Raw genomic sequence first — 15,126 nt, forward strand, 5'->3', positions numbered from 1 at the left:
GCGGAGCGAGAACCCTGGATGACGGTAGGCCATCATGATCTCACCCACCCTCCCCGCCGAACTCAAAGCTGCGCTCGACGCTAGGCTGCAGGGCTTTTCCCGCACCGACGCTGCGCAGCGATCGCAGAAAATCTCGACGACCTATCGCGCCGGCGGCGGCTCCGCCACGATCAAGTCGGAAGCCGATGCGCTTGCCTATGCGCTGGCGCGGATGCCGGCGACTTACGCGGCCGTCGCCGCAAGCCTGAGCGCGCTCACCGAGATTGCGCCGGATCTCGCTCCCGAAACATTGCTCGACGTCGGCGCGGGCCCGGGCACCGCGAGTTGGGCCGCCGCGGAGGCCTTTTCGTCGCTGCAGGATTTTACGCTGCTCGACGCCAACGCCACGCTGAGCCGGCTCGCGCTCGAGCTCGTGCGCGACAGCTCGCGCCTCGCGGATTGCCGCTATCTGCCAGGCGATGCCGGCACCAACCTCGCCGAGGTGCCGCAAGCCGATCTCGTCGTCGCGAGCTACGTCATCGGTGAGCTCGGCGAGAGCGATCAGCGCAAGCTCGCAGCGACGATGTGGGCCAAAGCGCGCCACGCACTGGTCGTGATCGAGCCGGGCACGCCCGCCGGTTATGCCCGCATCCTTGCACTGCGCCAGCAACTGACCGCGCTTGGCGCTTTTGTAGCCGCGCCCTGCGCACACGAAAGGCCCTGCCCGCTCGTTGCGCCCGACTGGTGCCATTTCAACCAGCGCCTGCCACGCTCGCAGGCGCACCGCCAGATCAAGGGCGCCGAGGTGCCGTTCGAGGACGAACGCTTCATCTACGTTGCCCTGACCCGCACACCGCCGGCAGCGCGCGCCGCGCGCGTGCTGGCGCCGCCAGATGTCGGCAAGGCCGAGATCACGGCCAAGCTTTGCACGAAGGACGGTGTCGAACTCGCCAAGGTCGCGCGGCGCGACAAGGCCGCCTATGCAGGCGCCCGTCGCTGGCGCTGGGGCGATGCCGTTCTGTCCGAAAGTTAACCCCGTTCCGGGTTTTTCCCTTGAACTCGGATGGCTCCCGATCCGACCAAGTCTTACCTTCCCTCCGCGCGGGGCTCGCCCCGGCCCCATTTTGGGTTACGCTGTCCGCCCCAATTCCCCTTCAGGAGTTCTCCATGTCGACCGGCTGGATCGTTCTCGGCGTCATCGTCGTCCTCGTGCTGTTCGCTTTCAGCGCCTACAACCGGCTGGTAGCGCTGGGCCAGCGCGTCGGCCAGGCCTTTGCCGACGTCGACGTGCAGCTCAAGCAGCGTCACGATCTGATCCCGAACCTGGTCGAGACGGTGAAGGGGTATGCCTCGCACGAGCGCGGCACGCTCGACGACGTCATCAAGGCGCGCAATTCGGCGATGTCGGCGCAGGGGCCGGCGCAAGTATCCGCCGCCGAAAACCAGCTTTCCGGCGCGCTCGGCCGGCTGATCGCGCTGTCGGAGGCCTATCCCGACCTCAAGGCCAACGCCAATTTCCAGCAGCTCGCGTCCGAGCTCTCCGACCTCGAGAACAAGATCGCGGCCAGCCGCCGCTTCTTCAACAACGCGGTCCAGGAATACAACACCGGCATCCAGCAGATGCCCGCGGCTCTGTTCGCCGGCATGTTCGGCTTCACCAAGAAGGACTTCTTCGATCTGGGCGCGAGCCGCGCCGAGGTCGAGGCTGCGCCTCAGGTGAAGTTCTGATCTGAGCCGACAGACCGGCAGGGCAACGCGTCATGGCCGCGTATGGTCTCTACACGCACATCGCCTCGAACAAGTTTCGTTCGATGCTGCTGCTCGCCGGCCTGTTCGCGCTGGTCTATGTGCTGGTCTATGCCGGCGCGCTGGTCGCCGAGGTCGTCAGCAACGGCAACCAGACCGTCGCCTATTATCTGAGCCGCGCCTTTGCTGACCTGCTCAAGGCCTTCCCCTTTGCGACGATCGCGGCAGTTGCCTGGATCATCATCGCCTATTTCTTCCATCAGTCGATGATCGACGCGGTGACCGGCGGCCATGACGTCACGCGGCAGGAGGAGCCGCGGCTCTACAATCTGCTGGAAAATCTCTGCATCTCGCGCGGCATCACCATGCCGAAGCTGAAGATCATGGAGAGCCCGGCGCTGAACGCATTCGCGACCGGCCTCAACCCGCGGCAATATGCGATCACCGTCACAACGGGCCTCCTCAAAGCGCTGAACGACCAGGAGATCGAGGCTGTGCTCGGCCACGAGCTCACCCACATCAAGAACGGCGACGTGCAGCTGATGGTGGTCGCCGTCATCATCGCCGGCGTGGTCGGCTTCTTCGGCGAACTGTTCTTCCGGCTGTTCACCAATTTGAGCTGGAGCTCCGGTGGCGGCTCGTGGTCGTCGGGTTCTTCCTCGTCGTCGCGGTCGTCCTCTTCGTCCAGCGACAACAAGAGCTCAGGCGGCGGCGCCATCGTGGTCATCATCATCGCGGTCGTGCTGATCGTGGTGGCCTGGCTGGTATCGCAAGTGGTCAAGCTGGCGCTATCGCGATCGCGCGAATATCTGGCCGACGCCGGCTCGGTCGAGCTGACCAAGAATCCCGATGCCATGATCTCCGCGTTGCGCAAGATCGAGAACCGCGGCGAATTGCCGGGCGCGACCTCCGCGGTGATGGAGCTTTGCCTCGACAATCCGCGCGAAGGCTTTTCGGATCTGTTCGCGACCCACCCCTCGGTGCAGTCCCGCGTCGACGCGCTGGTCAAGTTCGCCGGCGGCCATGATCCCGGTCCGCTGCCGCCACCCTCTGAGGAGACGGACCAGCCCGAGACCGACGAGCCCGACGCACAGACCGATCCGCAGAACGCCCCTCCTCCGGTCCCGCGTGGCCCGTGGAACGATGCAGGCAACCCACCCGGTCCGCCGCCCGTGCCTGCACCGAGCCCTGCCGGAACCGCAGCCGGCAATCCGCTGGGTCCCATCGGCAATCCCATGGGTCCGTGGGGCCGCCACTGAGCTTGCGATCTGCCGCGCCTCGCGCCGGTTTCACAACGTTTGGGAAAAACTGCGGGAATTGCCGCCGAGCTGTGCCAGAGATTTGAATTCTCCCTTGTTTCTGCCATGTTCGCGCCCAACAGCAGACTTGGGACTTCCTTGGGACATCCTTGGGACATCGATTTGGGGCCCGGCCGATTGCGACCTCGCGATCGGGGGCGCGTTAGGGGACAGCAATGGCAAAGCCGGCAGTGGTTGTGGTGGGCGCGGACAAGGGCGGGGTCGGCAAGACGACGGTGTCCCGCACCCTGCTCGATTATTTTTCCGCCAACAACGTGCAAACGCGCGCCTTCGACACGGAGTCACCGCGCGGAACGCTGAAGCGCTTCCACCCGGAGATTACCGAGATCGTCGACATGACGACGACGTCGGACCAGATGAAGATCTTCGACACGCTGAACGCCGTGAGCCCGTCGGTGACCGTGATCGACGTCCGCGCCGGCCTGCTCTCGCCGGCATTGGCGTCGCTGCGCGACATCGGCTTCCTCGATGCCGCCAAGGCCGGCCAGATCACCTTTGCGGTGTTCCACATCCTCGGCCCCTCGATCGCCTCGCTCGAGGAGATCGCCGAGACGGCCGGGTTCATGACCGGCGCAAAATATTTCCTGGTAAAGAACTTCATCAACGACACCCAGTTCTTCCAGTGGGACCAGGCCACCTACAATTCCTACTTCCACCGCATCAAGGATGCGACCGAGCTGACGATCCCGAAGCTCAACGAAATGGCCTATGAACAGGTCGAGGTCTCGTCCGTTCCGTTCCTGAAATTCGTCGCCAACAAGGGCATCAACGACGAGGCTGCGAACTATTCGTTCGTGCTGCGCGGCTATGTCCGGCACTGGCTGGCGAACGTCTGGAGCGAATTCGACCGGATCCGGCTGACAGACATCGTCGGCTCGAAGCCCACCTCCCGCAACAGCGAAAAATAGTTGCGCAGGCCGGGCTGATACGGCTGGATTGGGCGGCAAGTTGGCCTGATATAGCTGTCGATGTCCGCGACGCCCCTCTACATCATCTGCTCGCCCCGCCCGCAGGTCGGCAAGACGCTGCTGGCGCGGCTGCTCGCCGAATTCCTGCTGCTCAAGAACGGCAACGTCACGGCCTTCGACGTCAATCTGAAGGAACCGTCGCTGCTCGATTATCTGCCGAAGGTCACGGAAACCGCTGACGTGGTCGACACCTACGGCAAGATGCAGCTGATGGACCGCGTCATCGTCGATGACGGGCTTGCCAAGGTCATCGACCTCGGCTTCCACGCCTTCGACGAATTCTTCAAGATGACCGAAGAGATCGGCCTGCTCAAGGAAGCGGCGCGCCGGCATGTGGCGCCGATGATCCTGTTCGTCGCCGACACCGACCGCGTCTCGGCCCGCGCCCATGAGATGCTGCGCCAGCAGATCCCGCGGATCAACCTGATCACCGTCGACAACGAGTTCGTCATCCGCGGCGAGCTGCCGCCCGCGATGGCCGGTGGCCGGCTGTTCCGTCTGCCGGCGCTGCCGGGCTTCCTCAAGACCTATATCGACCGGCTGAACTTCTCCTTCACCGGCTATTTGCGCCAGGAGAAGGACTCCTCGACCGAGCTGCACCAATGGACCCGGCGCAATTACCTCGCCTTCCGCGAACTTGAGCTCAGCCTGATCCTGCAACGCTCCTAGGTCGCAAATTATACCCGGATAATATTGACGACTGGCCACGTTGGGCGTAGTGAGACGAGCTTCAACGTCCCCTCCAGCCAGGGCCCAGCCGTGAGCATCGACCGGAAAGCAGCCATCGCCGCCTACAAGGAGCGGAAGACCGTTGCGGGCATTTATGCGGTCCGCTGCGCGGCCTCAGGCGAGGCCTGGGTCGGCCAGGCACCGAACCTGGAGACCATCCAGAACCGCATCTGGTTCACCCTGCGCCAGGGCAGCCACCCCTGCCGCAGCCTTCAGGCCGCCTGGAAGGCGCATGGTGAGGCCGGCCTGACCTTCAGCGAATGCGAACGGCTGGAAGATGAGGAAAGCGCCTATGTCAGGAACGCGCTGCTGAAGGAGCGCATGCTGCATTGGCTGACGGAGCTGAAGGCCGAGGCGATCTGACGATCGCCGCGGCGGCTGCTCAATGCCCCTCGAACGTCATCAGCGTACGCACGGGCACGTCCATCGCGCGCAGCTTGGCGGCGCCGCCGAGATCGGGCAGGTCGATGATGAAGCAGGCGGCGACGACATTGGCGCCGATCTGGCGCAGCAGCTTCACCGCACCTTCCGCGGTGCCACCGGTGGCGATGAGATCGTCCACGAGGATCACGCGCTCGCCGGGCTGGATCGCATCGATGTGCATCTCCATCTCGTCGATGCCGTATTCCAGCGAATAGGCGATGCGCACGGTGGTGTGCGGCAGCTTGCCCTTCTTGCGGATCGGCACGAAGCCGGCCGAGAGCTGATGCGCCACCGCGCCGCCGATGATGAAGCCGCGCGCCTCCATGCCGGCAACCTTGTCGATCTTGTTGCCGGCCCAGGGGTTCACCAGTTCGTCGACCGCGCGGCGGAAGGCGCGTGCGTCCGCGAGCAAGGTCGTGATGTCGCGGAACATAATCCCCGGCTTGGGATAATCCGGGATGGTGCGGACGCTCGCCTTCAGGTCGTGGTCAAAGGTCATTGGTGCCTCTCAATTGACCGGCGCATCCAGCCGGAACGCGTTCTCGACAATCTTCAAGCCGACCTCGTTGCCGAGCGACATCAGCGACTCCGGGTGAAATTGGACGCCTGCGACCGGCAGGGTCTTGTGCTCCAGCGCCATGGCGACGCCATCCTCGGTGCTCGCAGTGACGCTCAGAACATCCGGCATGCTGTCGCGTTCGACAAAGAGCGAATGGTAGCGACCGATCACGATCTCGTTCGGCAGATTGCGCATCAAGCGCCCGCCGCGCACCTGCACCCGCGAGGGCCGGCCGTGCGCGGGATGGGTGAGCTGGCCGAGCTCGCCGCCGAAATATTCGCCGATCGCCTGCACACCGAGGCAGACGCCGAACACCGGCAGCTTGTTCTCCAGCGCCGCATCGATGGTTGTCTTGATCCCGAAATCCTCCGGGCGGCCCGGGCCGGGCGACAGCACCAGCAAGTCCCACCTCTTCTGCTTGAGCATGTCGAGCGCATGCACATAGCGGACCACGGTGACGCTGGCGCCGACCTGACGGAAGTAATCTGCCAGCATATGGACGAAGCTGTCATCGTGGTCGATCAGCAGCACGCGCTTGCCCGAACCGGTGGCATCGGGGGCAAACGCGGACAGCGGCTTCGGTGGATCGCCGCGCAGCGCCTGGAACAGGGCTGCGGCTTTCACCTGGCATTCGCGGTCTTCCGCGGCGGGATCGGAGTCGAACAGACAGGTGGCGCCGACGCGGACCTCGGCGAGACCATCCTTCATGCGGATGGTGCGGATGGTGAGACCGGTGTTGATGCTGCCATCGAAATTCACCGCGCCGATCGCGCCGGCATACCACCGCCGCGGCGAGCGCTCGTGATCCTCGACGAACTGCATCGCCCAGAGCTTTGGCGCACCTGTGACGGTCACGGCCCAGGCATGGGTGAGGAAGGCGTCGAGCGCATCGAAGCCGGGACGCAGCATGCCTTCGACATGATCGACGGTATGGAACAGCTTTGAATAGGTCTCGATCTGCCGCCGCGCCAGCACCTTGATCGTGCCGGGGACGCAGACGCGCGCCTTGTCGTTGCGATCGACGTCGGTGCACATGTTGAGCTCGAACTCGTCCTTCTCCGAGTTCAGCAGCTGGCGGATCTGCTCGGCATCGCCGATCGCATCGGTGCCGCGCGCGATCGTGCCCGAGATCGGGCAGGTCTCGACGCGGCGTCCGTCGGAGCGCACGAACATTTCCGGAGAAGCGGAGACGAGGAATTCGCCGTCACCGAGATTCATCAGCGCGCCATAGGGCGACGGGTTGATGACGCAGAGGCGCTGGAACACTTCGGCCGGCGAGCGCTCGCACGGCTCGGCGAAGAGCTGGCCCGGCACGGCCTCGAAGAGATCACCGCGGGCAAAGGCCGCGCGCGCAGTCTCGACAGTGGCCTGATATTCGCCGGGCGCGTGATCGGCAAAGCCCTGGCGCCCCGTCTTCAGATACGGGCTCTCGGCCGTCTCGCGCGGCAGGCCTTCGCTCGATTTGCCCTTCCACGCGAAATCGTAACTGAGCACGACGCCCCGCCCCGTGGCGCGGTCATAGGCAAGCAAGCGGTCGGGAACGTAGAGCACGATGTCGCGCTGATCATTCTCGCGCGGACGCTTCTGCACGAGGTCCTCGATCTGGAACACGAGATCGTAGGCGAAGGCGCCGAACAGGCCGAGCAGCCCATCGTCATTGGACGAGAAAGCGGCGACGAGATCGCGCACCAGCGACATCACGCTGGCGCGCCGCGTACGCTGGTCTTCCTCGATCGGCGCGTCGCCACGGATGATGTGGCCGGCAAGCCGCGTCGTGGTCTTCTCGGAGATCACGACGCAGGGTTCGCGCAGAACGTCGGCGAGGAAGGCGATCAGCACCTCGCCACGCGCATTGAGCGCTTCGAGCTTGAAATTGACCCCGGTGGTTTCGAGCTTGAGCGGCGGATCGGAAAAGCCGAGGTCGAAGCTCTCGTAGCGGCCGGGCACGGTCGTGCCCGAGGACAGCACCACGCCACGGCGACGATCGAGCAGGCTGATAAGATCGTCGAGCCGGTCGGCGTGGCCGGTGAACTGTTCGGCCACGCGCGTGATCGCGAGACCGCCGCGGGTGACGTAGTCGCTTCTGGCCGGGAGGGCAAAGACTGTCCTGTTCATGGGGTCCTCTTACGAAACTTGCCGAGGGAACACCACACAGGACAAACGATCAGGCCGCCGCGCTGTGCTGGCGACCTCTAGCGATTGGGGGGAAATAAATCGCACCGGCCACCTCTTAGGAGGTGCGCCACCAACGACGGGATGGGCGGGCTGCGGTGCTCATGGGGCGGATACTCACCATGGCGCGGGGACGGCGTCAAGGGCGCCACCCCGCACGCCGGGCTACGGAGGCTACCCCAGATGCTTCCGGAAAAACTCCGTCGCCCTGCCCCAGGCGAGCTCGGCGGCTTCGCGGTCGTGCACGGCCTGGCGCTGTTCGTTGACGAAGGCGTGCTCGGCGTCATAGCGGAACAGCTCGAGCGACTTGCCGGCGGCCTTCATGGCCTTTTCGAAGCCGTTGACCAGCTCCGGCGTGCACCAATCGTCCTTGTTGGCGAAATGGGCCTGCAGCGGGATCTTGACGTCGGCGGGCTTGGCCGCCTGCTCCGGCGGAATGCCGTAGAACACGACGCCGGCGGCGAGCTCCGGCACATGCACCGAGCCGATGATGGTGACGGCGCCACCGAGGCAGAAGCCGGTCAGGCCGACCTTGGCGCCGTTGCGCGACAGATATTGCGTGGCGCCGCGCACCGTCTGCGTGGTGGCATCCATGAAATCGAGCGAGTTCATCTCTTTGCCGGCCGCATCCGTGTCGTGATACGGCACCACCTTGCCCTTGTAGAGATCGGGCGCCAGTGCATCGAAGCCGGCGAGCGCGAAGCGGTCGCACAGGCCCTTGATCTGGTCCGACAGGCCCCACCATTCCTGGATCACGACCACGCCCGGCGCGTTGCCGCGCGCCGCGTTGGCAAGATAGCCCGAGGCGTCCTTGCCGTCCGGACGCTTGAAGGTGATGGCGGTTCCCATGGTGTCCTCCGATGGGTTTCTGGGGAGCGGTTGGCGGTATTTTGGCGGCTGCGCGCGCGATAGGCAATCGCGCCGAACAACACACGCGCGTGTGCAACAAAAAAGCCCCCTTGCGGGGGCTTCTTCAGTCTCGTTTCGCGTCGGCCGCTCAGTGCGAGTCGGCCCAGACCTTCTTCTTGGTGAAGTACATCAGGAACGCGAAGATGATCAGGAACACGAAGACCTGGAGGCCGAGGCGCTTGCGCGCTTCCATGTGCGGCTCGGCGGTCCACATCAGGAACGTGGTGACGTCCTTGGCGTACTGCGCGACCGTCGCCGGCGAGCCGTCGTCATAGGTCACCTGGCCGTCGCTGAGCGGCTTCGGCATCTTGATGGCGTGGCCCGGGAAGAACTTGTTGTAGTACGAGCCCTCCGGGATGCTCACGCCTTCCGGCGCCTTGTCCTCGAAGCCCTGCAGCACCGCCGAGACATAGTCGGGGCCCTGCTCCTGGTACTGGGTGAAGAAGTCGACCAGGAACATCGGGAAGCCGCGGCCATACGAGCGCGCCTTGGTGATCAGCGACAGATCGGGCGGCGCCGCGCCGCCGTTCGCCGCGCGCGCGGCCTGCTCGTTCGGGAACGGCGAGGGGAAGTAATCGGCCGGGCGGCCCGGACGCTCGAACATGTCGCCCGCATCGTTCGGACCGTCCTTGATCTTGTAGTCGGAGGCGAACGCCGCCGCCTGCGCCACCGAATAGCCGGGGCCGCCGGCATCCGCGAGGTTGCGGAAGGCGATGTAGGACAGGCCGTGGCAGTTGGAGCAGACTTCCTTGTAGACCTTCAGGCCGCGCTGGAGCGCACCGCGGTCATACTTGCCGAAAGGGCCCGCGAACGACCAGTTGTTGCCCGGCGGCTTGGTGCCGCCTTCCTCGGCGCGGGCATCCTGCAAGGTGCCGGCGAACAGCGCGCCGGCAGCAACGAGCGCGACCGCGATCGAGGCCACGGCCTTGCCGCCCTTGGCGAGGATCGCCTCCGAGATCGAGTTCGGTACCGGCCGCGGCGTCTCGATGCGCGCGAGCAGCGGCAGCACGATCAGGAAGTAGGCGAAGTAGCAGACCGTCAGGACGCGGCCGGCGATCACATAGATGCCTTCCGGCGGCTGCGCACCGAGATAGCCGAGCAGGATGCAGACCGCGACGAAGATCCAGAAGAACTGCTTGGCCAGCGGACGATACTTCGACGACCTGGTCTTGGCGGCATCGAGCCAGGGCAGGAAGCACAGGATGATGATCGCCGAGAACATCCCGATCACGCCCGCGAGCTTGTTCGGGATCGAGCGCAGGATCGCGTAGAACGGCAGGTAATACCATTCCGGCACGATGTGCGGCGGCGTCACGCCCGGGTTCGCCGGAATGTAATTGTCGGCGTCGCCGAGATAGTTCGGCATGTAGAAGATGAACCAGGCGTAGAGCAGCAGGAAGCAGGCGACGCCGAAGCCGTCCTTGATGGTCGCATGCGGCGTGAACGGCACCGTGTCCTTTTCCGTCTTCGGCTCGACGCCGTCGGGATTGTTCTGGCCGGCCACGTGCAGCGCCCAGACGTGGAGCACGACGACGCCCGCGATCAGGAACGGCAGCAGGTAGTGCAGCGAGAAGAAGCGGTTCAGCGTCGGGTTGCCGACCGAATAGCCGCCCCACAGCAGCGTCACGATGCTCTCGCCGACATAGGGAATGGCGGAGAACAGGTTGGTGATGACGGTGGCGCCCCAGAAGCTCATCTGGCCCCACGGCAGCACGTAGCCCATGAAGCCCGTCGCCATCATCAGGAGATAGATGATGACGCCGAGGATCCAGAGCACCTCGCGCGGCTCCTTGTAGGAGCCGTAATAGAGGCCGCGCAGCATGTGGACGTAGACTGCGAAGAAGAACATCGACGCGCCGCAGGCATGCATGTTGCGCAGCAGCCAGCCGAAGTTCACGTCACGAACGATCAGTTCGACCGACCTGAAGGCGAGATCGGCATGCGGCGTGTAGTGCATCGCCAGGATCACGCCGGTCAGGATCTGCATCCCCAGCATGAAGGAGAGGATGGCGCCGAACGTCCACCAGTAGTTCAGGTTACGCGGGGTGGGATAGACGACGAAGGAGGAGTGCACGAGACCCATGATCGGCAGACGTCGCTCGATCCATTGCAGGGCCGGGTTGCTCGGCTTGAATTCGGATGGTCCGCTCATGATGCGATCCTGAGGAAATAATACGACGAGACGGTTCGAGGCTTCGGACGCGGGTCCGAAGCTCAGCCGATCTGGATTTTGGTGTCGGAAACGAACTGGTACGGCGGCACCGGCAGGTTCGCGGGCGCGGGCCCCTGGCGGATGCGGCCGGACGAATCGTACTGCGAACCATGGCAGGGGCAGAAGAACCCGTCGTAATTGCCTTCATGGGCGATCGGGATGCAGCCAAGATGGGTGCAGATGCCGATCACGACCAGCCACTGGTCATGGCCGGCCTTGACCCGGGCCTCGTCGGACTGCGGATCGGGCAGGCTCGCCACGGGAACGGCGCGCGCCTCGTCGATCTGCTTCTTGGTGCGGTGGCTGATGTAGATCGGCTTGCCGCGCCAGAACACCTTGATGTCCTGTCCCTCCGCGACGGGGCTCAGATCGACCTCGATCGGCGCACCGGCGGCGATGGTCGAGGCGTCCGGATTCATTTGATGGATAAAGGGCCAGAGCGCGACTGCGCCCCCTACTGCTGCAGCTGCCCCCGTTGCAACGAATAAGAAATCACGGCGTGTCGGATGGTCCGCCGAAGACGCTGTCGTCACGATTCCAACCCTTTCTTCTTATGCTGCCGACGGAACCGCTCCGGGAGCCCCCAAGGTCCCCGGAACAGTCTGCCGGCGCCCGCGGCCCCCCGCGGCGGCAGAACTTGGCTTGTCCCCACCAAAACAAGGCGAAAAACAGCAGTCCAGAATCGTTCTATTGGCACCCTTGCAGGGCGAGCGCAAGCCCGCTAACGGCGCGGGAGCGTGCAATGCACGAATTCCGCGGCCAGCGATGTTTTATTGAGACATTTCCGGCCCACAACAGACCCGTCACCGCCCATGCAGATCGCACTTTTCCAACCCGACATCCCGCAGAACACCGGCACGATTCTCCGCCTGTGCGCCTGTCTGGGCATCGACGCCCACATCATCGAACCCGCCGGCTTCCCGGTCTCCGACCGGCATTTCCGCCGGGCGGGAATGGATTACCTCGACCACGTCAGCATTACCCGCCACGATTCCTGGTCGAAATTCGAGGAGTGGCGGGCGGCACACAGCTACCGGCTGCTGCTGTTCACCACCAAAGGTGCCACCGACTACCGCGATTTCCGTTACCAGACGTCGGACATCCTGCTATTCGGGCGCGAGAGCGCCGGCGTCACCGACGCGGTGGTCGAGGCCGCGGATGCGCGGCTGGTGATCCCGATCACCGAGGGGCTGCGGTCGCTCAATGTCGCCATGACCGCGGCGATGGCCGCAGGCGAAGCGCTCCGGCAGGTCCGGAACCCGCAAGTTGAGATATGACGAGGAGAGACCAGTGAGTTACGCGGTCAAGGAAATCTTCCTGACCCTGCAAGGCGAAGGCGCCCATGCCGGGCGCGCATCCGTGTTCTGCCGTTTTGCCGGCTGCAACCTCTGGAGCGGCCGCGAGGCGGACCGCGCCGGCGCGACATGTCAGTTCTGCGACACGGATTTCGTCGGCACCGACGGCACGCTCGGCGGCCGCTACGCCACGGCCGCGGAACTCGCCGACACCATCGCCGCGCAATGGACGGCCTCCACCGACAACCGCTACGTGGTGCTGACTGGCGGCGAGCCGCTGCTGCAGGTGGATGACGCCCTGGTCGAGGCGCTGCATGCCCGCGGCTTCGAGATCGGCGTCGAGACCAACGGCACGGTCGCTCCGCCCGAGGGCCTCGACTGGATCTGCGTCAGCCCCAAGGGCGGCAGCGAGCTGGTGCTGCGCCAGGGGCACGAGCTGAAGCTGGTTTATCCGCAGGCCCTCGCCGCACCCGAGAGTTTCGAGAGCCTCGCCTTCGAGCGCTTCTCGCTGCAGCCGATGGACGGGCCCGAGGTCATCGAGAACACCGCGCGCGCGATCGACTATTGCCTGCGCCATCCGCAATGGCGGCTGAGCGTGCAGACGCATAAATCGCTCGGCATCAGATAGGACTGAACGGACAGATGTGGGAATTGACGAAATCGTTCCGCTTCGAGGCGGCGCATACGCTGAAGGGGACGACCTTTGGCGCTGATAGCGAAGAGATCCACGGTCACTCCTTCCGCGCCGAGGTGACGGTGCGCGGCACGCCCGACCCTGCAACCGGCATGGTGGTCGATCTCGGCCTGCTCCAGCGCGCGATCGAGGAGGTGCGGCTGACGCTCGACCACAAGTTCCTCAACAAGATCGAGGCGCTCGGCACACCGACGCTGGAGAACCTGTCGCGCTTCGTCTGGGACCGGCTCGCCCATATCGGCAAGCTCACCCGCGTCAGCATCCACCGCGACAGTTGCAACGAGAGCTGCACCTATTACGGTCCGCAAGGCTAACCGCATGACAGCCACATTGGACCCAACACTGATCGAAGACCGCAAGGCCCGCGCGCGCAGCTGGTTCGAGCGCTTGCGCGACGACATCTGCGAAAACTTCGAGCGGCTCGAGGATGACGCGCCGCAAAGCCTCTATCCCGGCGACGCCGGCCGCTTTGCGCGCACGCCGTGGCAACGCACCGATCACAGCGGAGCCAAGGGTGGCGGCGGCGTGATGTCGATGATGTCGGGCCGCCTGTTCGAGAAGGTCGGCGTGCACTGCTCGACCGTGCACGGCGAATTCGCGCCCGAGTTTCGCGCGCAGATTCCGGGTGCCGCAGAAGACCCGCGGTTCTGGGCCTCGGGCATCTCGCTGATCGCCCACCTGCGCAATCCGCACGTGCCGGCCGTGCACATGAACACGCGCTTCGTCGTCACCACCAAGGCGTGGTTCGGCGGCGGCGCCGATCTCACCCCGGTGCTCGACCGAAGGCGTACGCAGGAGGATGCCGACACGCTCGCCTTCCACGCCGCGATGAAGGAAGCCTGCACCGGGCCGAACGGCGTTGCCGATTACGACAAGTACAAGAAGTGGTGCGACGAATATTTCTATCTGCCGCACCGGAAAGAGGCGCGCGGCATCGGCGGCATCTTCTACGACTGGCACGACAGCGGCGACTGGGACGCCGACCTCGCCTTCACGCAGGATGTCGGCCGCGCCTTCCTCAAGATCTATCCCGAGCTTGTCAGACGGAATTTCGCGAGCGCCTGGACCGCTGAAGACCGCGAGGAGCAGCTGATCCGTCGCGGCCGCTATGTCGAGTTCAACCTGCTCTACGACCGCGGTACCATCTTCGGGCTCAAGACCGGCGGCAATGTGGATTCGATCCTGTCGTCGCTGCCGCCGGAGGTGAAATGGCCATGACAACGACGAAGCCCGCAATGAGACCGCTGCCCCGCGCCATGCTGATCGACATGGACGACACCATCCTGTCGGCCTATGGCCGGCCCGAGATCGCCTGGAACACGATCGCCGAAGAATTCGCCGAGGAGCTCGGACCGCTGCCGCCGGCACAGGTCGCATCAGCAGTTCTGGCCTATGCGCGGCAGTTCTGGTCGACCGCGGGAGCTGAGTGGCGGATGAAGCTCGGCGAAGCACGACGGCTCACGGTGCGCGGCGGCTTCGCAGCACTTGCCGCGAGCGGCCACCGCGCCCTCTCCGACGATCTCGCCGCGCGCCTCGCCGACCGCTTCACCACCTACCGCGAGGAAGCGATCTTCGTCTTTCCGGGCGCGCATGATGCGATCGACGCGTTCAAGGCGCACGGCGTCAAGCTGGCGCTGGTCACCAACGGCGCCGCCGACATGCAGCGCGCCAAGGTCGAGCGCTTCGAGCTGACCCATCGCTTCGACCACATCCAGATCGAGGGCGAGCACGGTTTCGGCAAGCCGGAGGAGCGCGCCTATCTGCACGCGATGGAGGCGCTCGGCGTCACCGCCGATGATACCTGGATGATCGGCGACAATCTGGAATGGGAAGTCGTCACCCCGCAGCGGCTCGGCATCTACGCGATCTGGATCGACGTGCATGGCGACGGCCTGCCCGAGGGCTCGACCGTCAAGCCGGACCGCATCATCCGCTCGCTGACCGAGCTCGTGCCAGGCTGAATCCCGAAAACAACCCCATGCACAGTAGGGCCCTGCTGCAAATCCGACGGATTGCTGATTTTACGAAAAATCATTGACCCGTCGGGCAAAACAGGCGCATGATGCCATCGTCGGGATGCGTGCGATGACAGCGCAGAGCCTGGCACGCACCTCACCTGTG

General features: G+C 64.9%; 16 protein-coding genes. 11 read left to right on the plus strand and 5 right to left on the minus strand.

The genetic code is table 11. The annotated features are described in order from the left end of the window. The first annotated feature begins 34 nt into the window (after positions 1–34). From QA645_RS34155 to QA645_RS34180, 6 genes are all read left to right on the plus strand, one after another. Positions 35–1,012: a small ribosomal subunit Rsm22 family protein gene (locus tag QA645_RS34155; RefSeq protein WP_283045623.1), complete on the plus strand. Its 978-nt coding sequence runs from the start codon at positions 35–37 to the stop codon at positions 1,010–1,012. A gap of 134 nt (positions 1,013–1,146) precedes the next feature. Continuing rightward, positions 1,147–1,707 carry a LemA family protein gene (locus QA645_RS34160; RefSeq protein WP_254129329.1) on the plus strand — a complete coding sequence of 187 codons (561 nt, stop codon included), beginning with the start codon at positions 1,147–1,149 and terminating at the stop codon, positions 1,705–1,707. A 32-nt stretch (positions 1,708–1,739) separates the two neighbouring features. Beyond that, positions 1,740–2,984: a M48 family metallopeptidase gene (locus QA645_RS34165; RefSeq protein ID WP_283045624.1), complete on the plus strand. Its 1,245-nt coding sequence runs from the start codon at positions 1,740–1,742 to the stop codon at positions 2,982–2,984. A gap of 215 nt (positions 2,985–3,199) precedes the next feature. Then, a complete protein-coding gene (locus tag QA645_RS34170) occupies positions 3,200–3,952 on the plus strand; it encodes a hypothetical protein (RefSeq protein ID WP_254129327.1) in 753 nt (250 codons plus the stop codon). Positions 3,953–4,012: 60 nt separating this feature from the next. After that, complete coding sequence (locus QA645_RS34175; protein ID WP_254129326.1) at positions 4,013–4,681, plus strand: hypothetical protein; 669 nt, start codon at positions 4,013–4,015, stop codon at positions 4,679–4,681. Positions 4,682–4,771: 90 nt separating this feature from the next. Then, the gene (locus tag QA645_RS34180) at positions 4,772–5,104 is read left to right on the plus strand and encodes a GIY-YIG nuclease family protein (protein WP_283045627.1); all 333 of its coding nucleotides are present in this window, start codon (positions 4,772–4,774) and stop codon (positions 5,102–5,104) included. A gap of 19 nt (positions 5,105–5,123) precedes the next feature. On the opposite strand, the gene QA645_RS34185 is transcribed toward QA645_RS34180, so the two are convergent. The 5 genes from QA645_RS34185 to petA all read right to left on the minus strand — a co-directional run bounded on the left by QA645_RS34185 (position 5,124) and on the right by petA (position 11,549). Then, the gene (locus QA645_RS34185; RefSeq protein ID WP_254129324.1) at positions 5,124–5,663 is read right to left on the minus strand and encodes an adenine phosphoribosyltransferase; all 540 of its coding nucleotides are present in this window, start codon (positions 5,661–5,663) and stop codon (positions 5,124–5,126) included. 9 nt (positions 5,664–5,672) lie between these two features. Continuing rightward, positions 5,673–7,838, minus strand: coding sequence for an anthranilate synthase component I (locus tag QA645_RS34190; RefSeq protein ID WP_283045629.1), 2,166 nt, complete (start codon positions 7,836–7,838; stop codon positions 5,673–5,675). Positions 7,839–8,069: 231 nt separating this feature from the next. Continuing rightward, entirely contained in the window at positions 8,070–8,744 is a 675-nt protein-coding gene (locus tag QA645_RS34195; protein WP_007607077.1) for a dienelactone hydrolase family protein, read from the minus strand. A 148-nt stretch (positions 8,745–8,892) separates the two neighbouring features. Then, positions 8,893–10,956, minus strand: coding sequence for a cytochrome b/c1 (gene fbcH, locus QA645_RS34200; RefSeq protein WP_283045633.1), 2,064 nt, complete (start codon positions 10,954–10,956; stop codon positions 8,893–8,895). 62 nt (positions 10,957–11,018) lie between these two features. Then, a complete protein-coding gene (gene petA, locus QA645_RS34205; protein ID WP_254129321.1) occupies positions 11,019–11,549 on the minus strand; it encodes a ubiquinol-cytochrome c reductase iron-sulfur subunit in 531 nt (176 codons plus the stop codon). 279 nt (positions 11,550–11,828) lie between these two features. Between petA and QA645_RS34210 the strand changes: the two genes are divergently transcribed. Genes QA645_RS34210 through QA645_RS34230 form a run of 5 tightly spaced genes read left to right on the plus strand, consistent with a single transcriptional unit; the run spans position 11,829 to position 14,966 of the window. Beyond that, on the plus strand, positions 11,829–12,293 hold the full coding sequence (locus QA645_RS34210) for a tRNA (cytidine(34)-2'-O)-methyltransferase (protein ID WP_283045634.1): 465 nt from the start codon (positions 11,829–11,831) through the stop codon (positions 12,291–12,293). 13 nt (positions 12,294–12,306) lie between these two features. After that, entirely contained in the window at positions 12,307–12,939 is a 633-nt protein-coding gene (gene queE, locus QA645_RS34215; RefSeq protein ID WP_283045635.1) for a 7-carboxy-7-deazaguanine synthase, read from the plus strand. A 14-nt stretch (positions 12,940–12,953) separates the two neighbouring features. Then, complete coding sequence (locus tag QA645_RS34220) at positions 12,954–13,319, plus strand: 6-carboxytetrahydropterin synthase (protein ID WP_283045636.1); 366 nt, start codon at positions 12,954–12,956, stop codon at positions 13,317–13,319. A 4-nt stretch (positions 13,320–13,323) separates the two neighbouring features. Next, positions 13,324–14,223, plus strand: coding sequence for an oxygen-dependent coproporphyrinogen oxidase (gene hemF / locus QA645_RS34225; RefSeq protein ID WP_283045637.1), 900 nt, complete (start codon positions 13,324–13,326; stop codon positions 14,221–14,223). Beyond that, a complete protein-coding gene (locus tag QA645_RS34230; protein WP_254129316.1) occupies positions 14,214–14,966 on the plus strand; it encodes an HAD family hydrolase in 753 nt (250 codons plus the stop codon). The genes hemF and QA645_RS34230 overlap by 10 nt, the downstream gene beginning before the upstream one ends. Positions 14,967–15,126: the final 160 nt, after the last annotated feature.

It is taken from the genome of Bradyrhizobium sp. CIAT3101 (assembly GCF_029714945.1).
In the GTDB taxonomy this organism is placed as follows: Bacteria; Pseudomonadota; Alphaproteobacteria; order Rhizobiales; family Xanthobacteraceae; genus Bradyrhizobium.

What these genes read in the sequence shown, in the direction of transcription:
- QA645_RS34165 (WP_283045624.1), top strand. Translation starts at nt 1,740, where the DNA reads ATGGCCGCGTATGGTCTCTACACGCACATCGCCTCGAACAAGTTTCGT.
- QA645_RS34170 (WP_254129327.1), top strand. Translation starts at nt 3,200, where the DNA reads ATGGCAAAGCCGGCAGTGGTTGTGGTGGGCGCGGACAAGGGCGGGGTC.
- QA645_RS34155 (WP_283045623.1), top strand. Translation starts at nt 35, where the DNA reads ATGATCTCACCCACCCTCCCCGCCGAACTCAAAGCTGCGCTCGACGCT.
- hemF (WP_283045637.1), top strand. Translation starts at nt 13,324, where the DNA reads ATGACAGCCACATTGGACCCAACACTGATCGAAGACCGCAAGGCCCGC.
- QA645_RS34190 (WP_283045629.1), bottom strand. Translation starts at nt 7,838, where the DNA reads ATGAACAGGACAGTCTTTGCCCTCCCGGCCAGAAGCGACTACGTCACC.
- QA645_RS34160 (WP_254129329.1), top strand. Translation starts at nt 1,147, where the DNA reads ATGTCGACCGGCTGGATCGTTCTCGGCGTCATCGTCGTCCTCGTGCTG.
- QA645_RS34175 (WP_254129326.1), top strand. Translation starts at nt 4,013, where the DNA reads ATGTCCGCGACGCCCCTCTACATCATCTGCTCGCCCCGCCCGCAGGTC.
- QA645_RS34185 (WP_254129324.1), bottom strand. Translation starts at nt 5,663, where the DNA reads ATGACCTTTGACCACGACCTGAAGGCGAGCGTCCGCACCATCCCGGAT.
- QA645_RS34195 (WP_007607077.1), bottom strand. Translation starts at nt 8,744, where the DNA reads ATGGGAACCGCCATCACCTTCAAGCGTCCGGACGGCAAGGACGCCTCG.
- QA645_RS34210 (WP_283045634.1), top strand. Translation starts at nt 11,829, where the DNA reads ATGCAGATCGCACTTTTCCAACCCGACATCCCGCAGAACACCGGCACG.
- QA645_RS34230 (WP_254129316.1), top strand. Translation starts at nt 14,214, where the DNA reads ATGGCCATGACAACGACGAAGCCCGCAATGAGACCGCTGCCCCGCGCC.
- QA645_RS34220 (WP_283045636.1), top strand. Translation starts at nt 12,954, where the DNA reads ATGTGGGAATTGACGAAATCGTTCCGCTTCGAGGCGGCGCATACGCTG.
- fbcH (WP_283045633.1), bottom strand. Translation starts at nt 10,956, where the DNA reads ATGAGCGGACCATCCGAATTCAAGCCGAGCAACCCGGCCCTGCAATGG.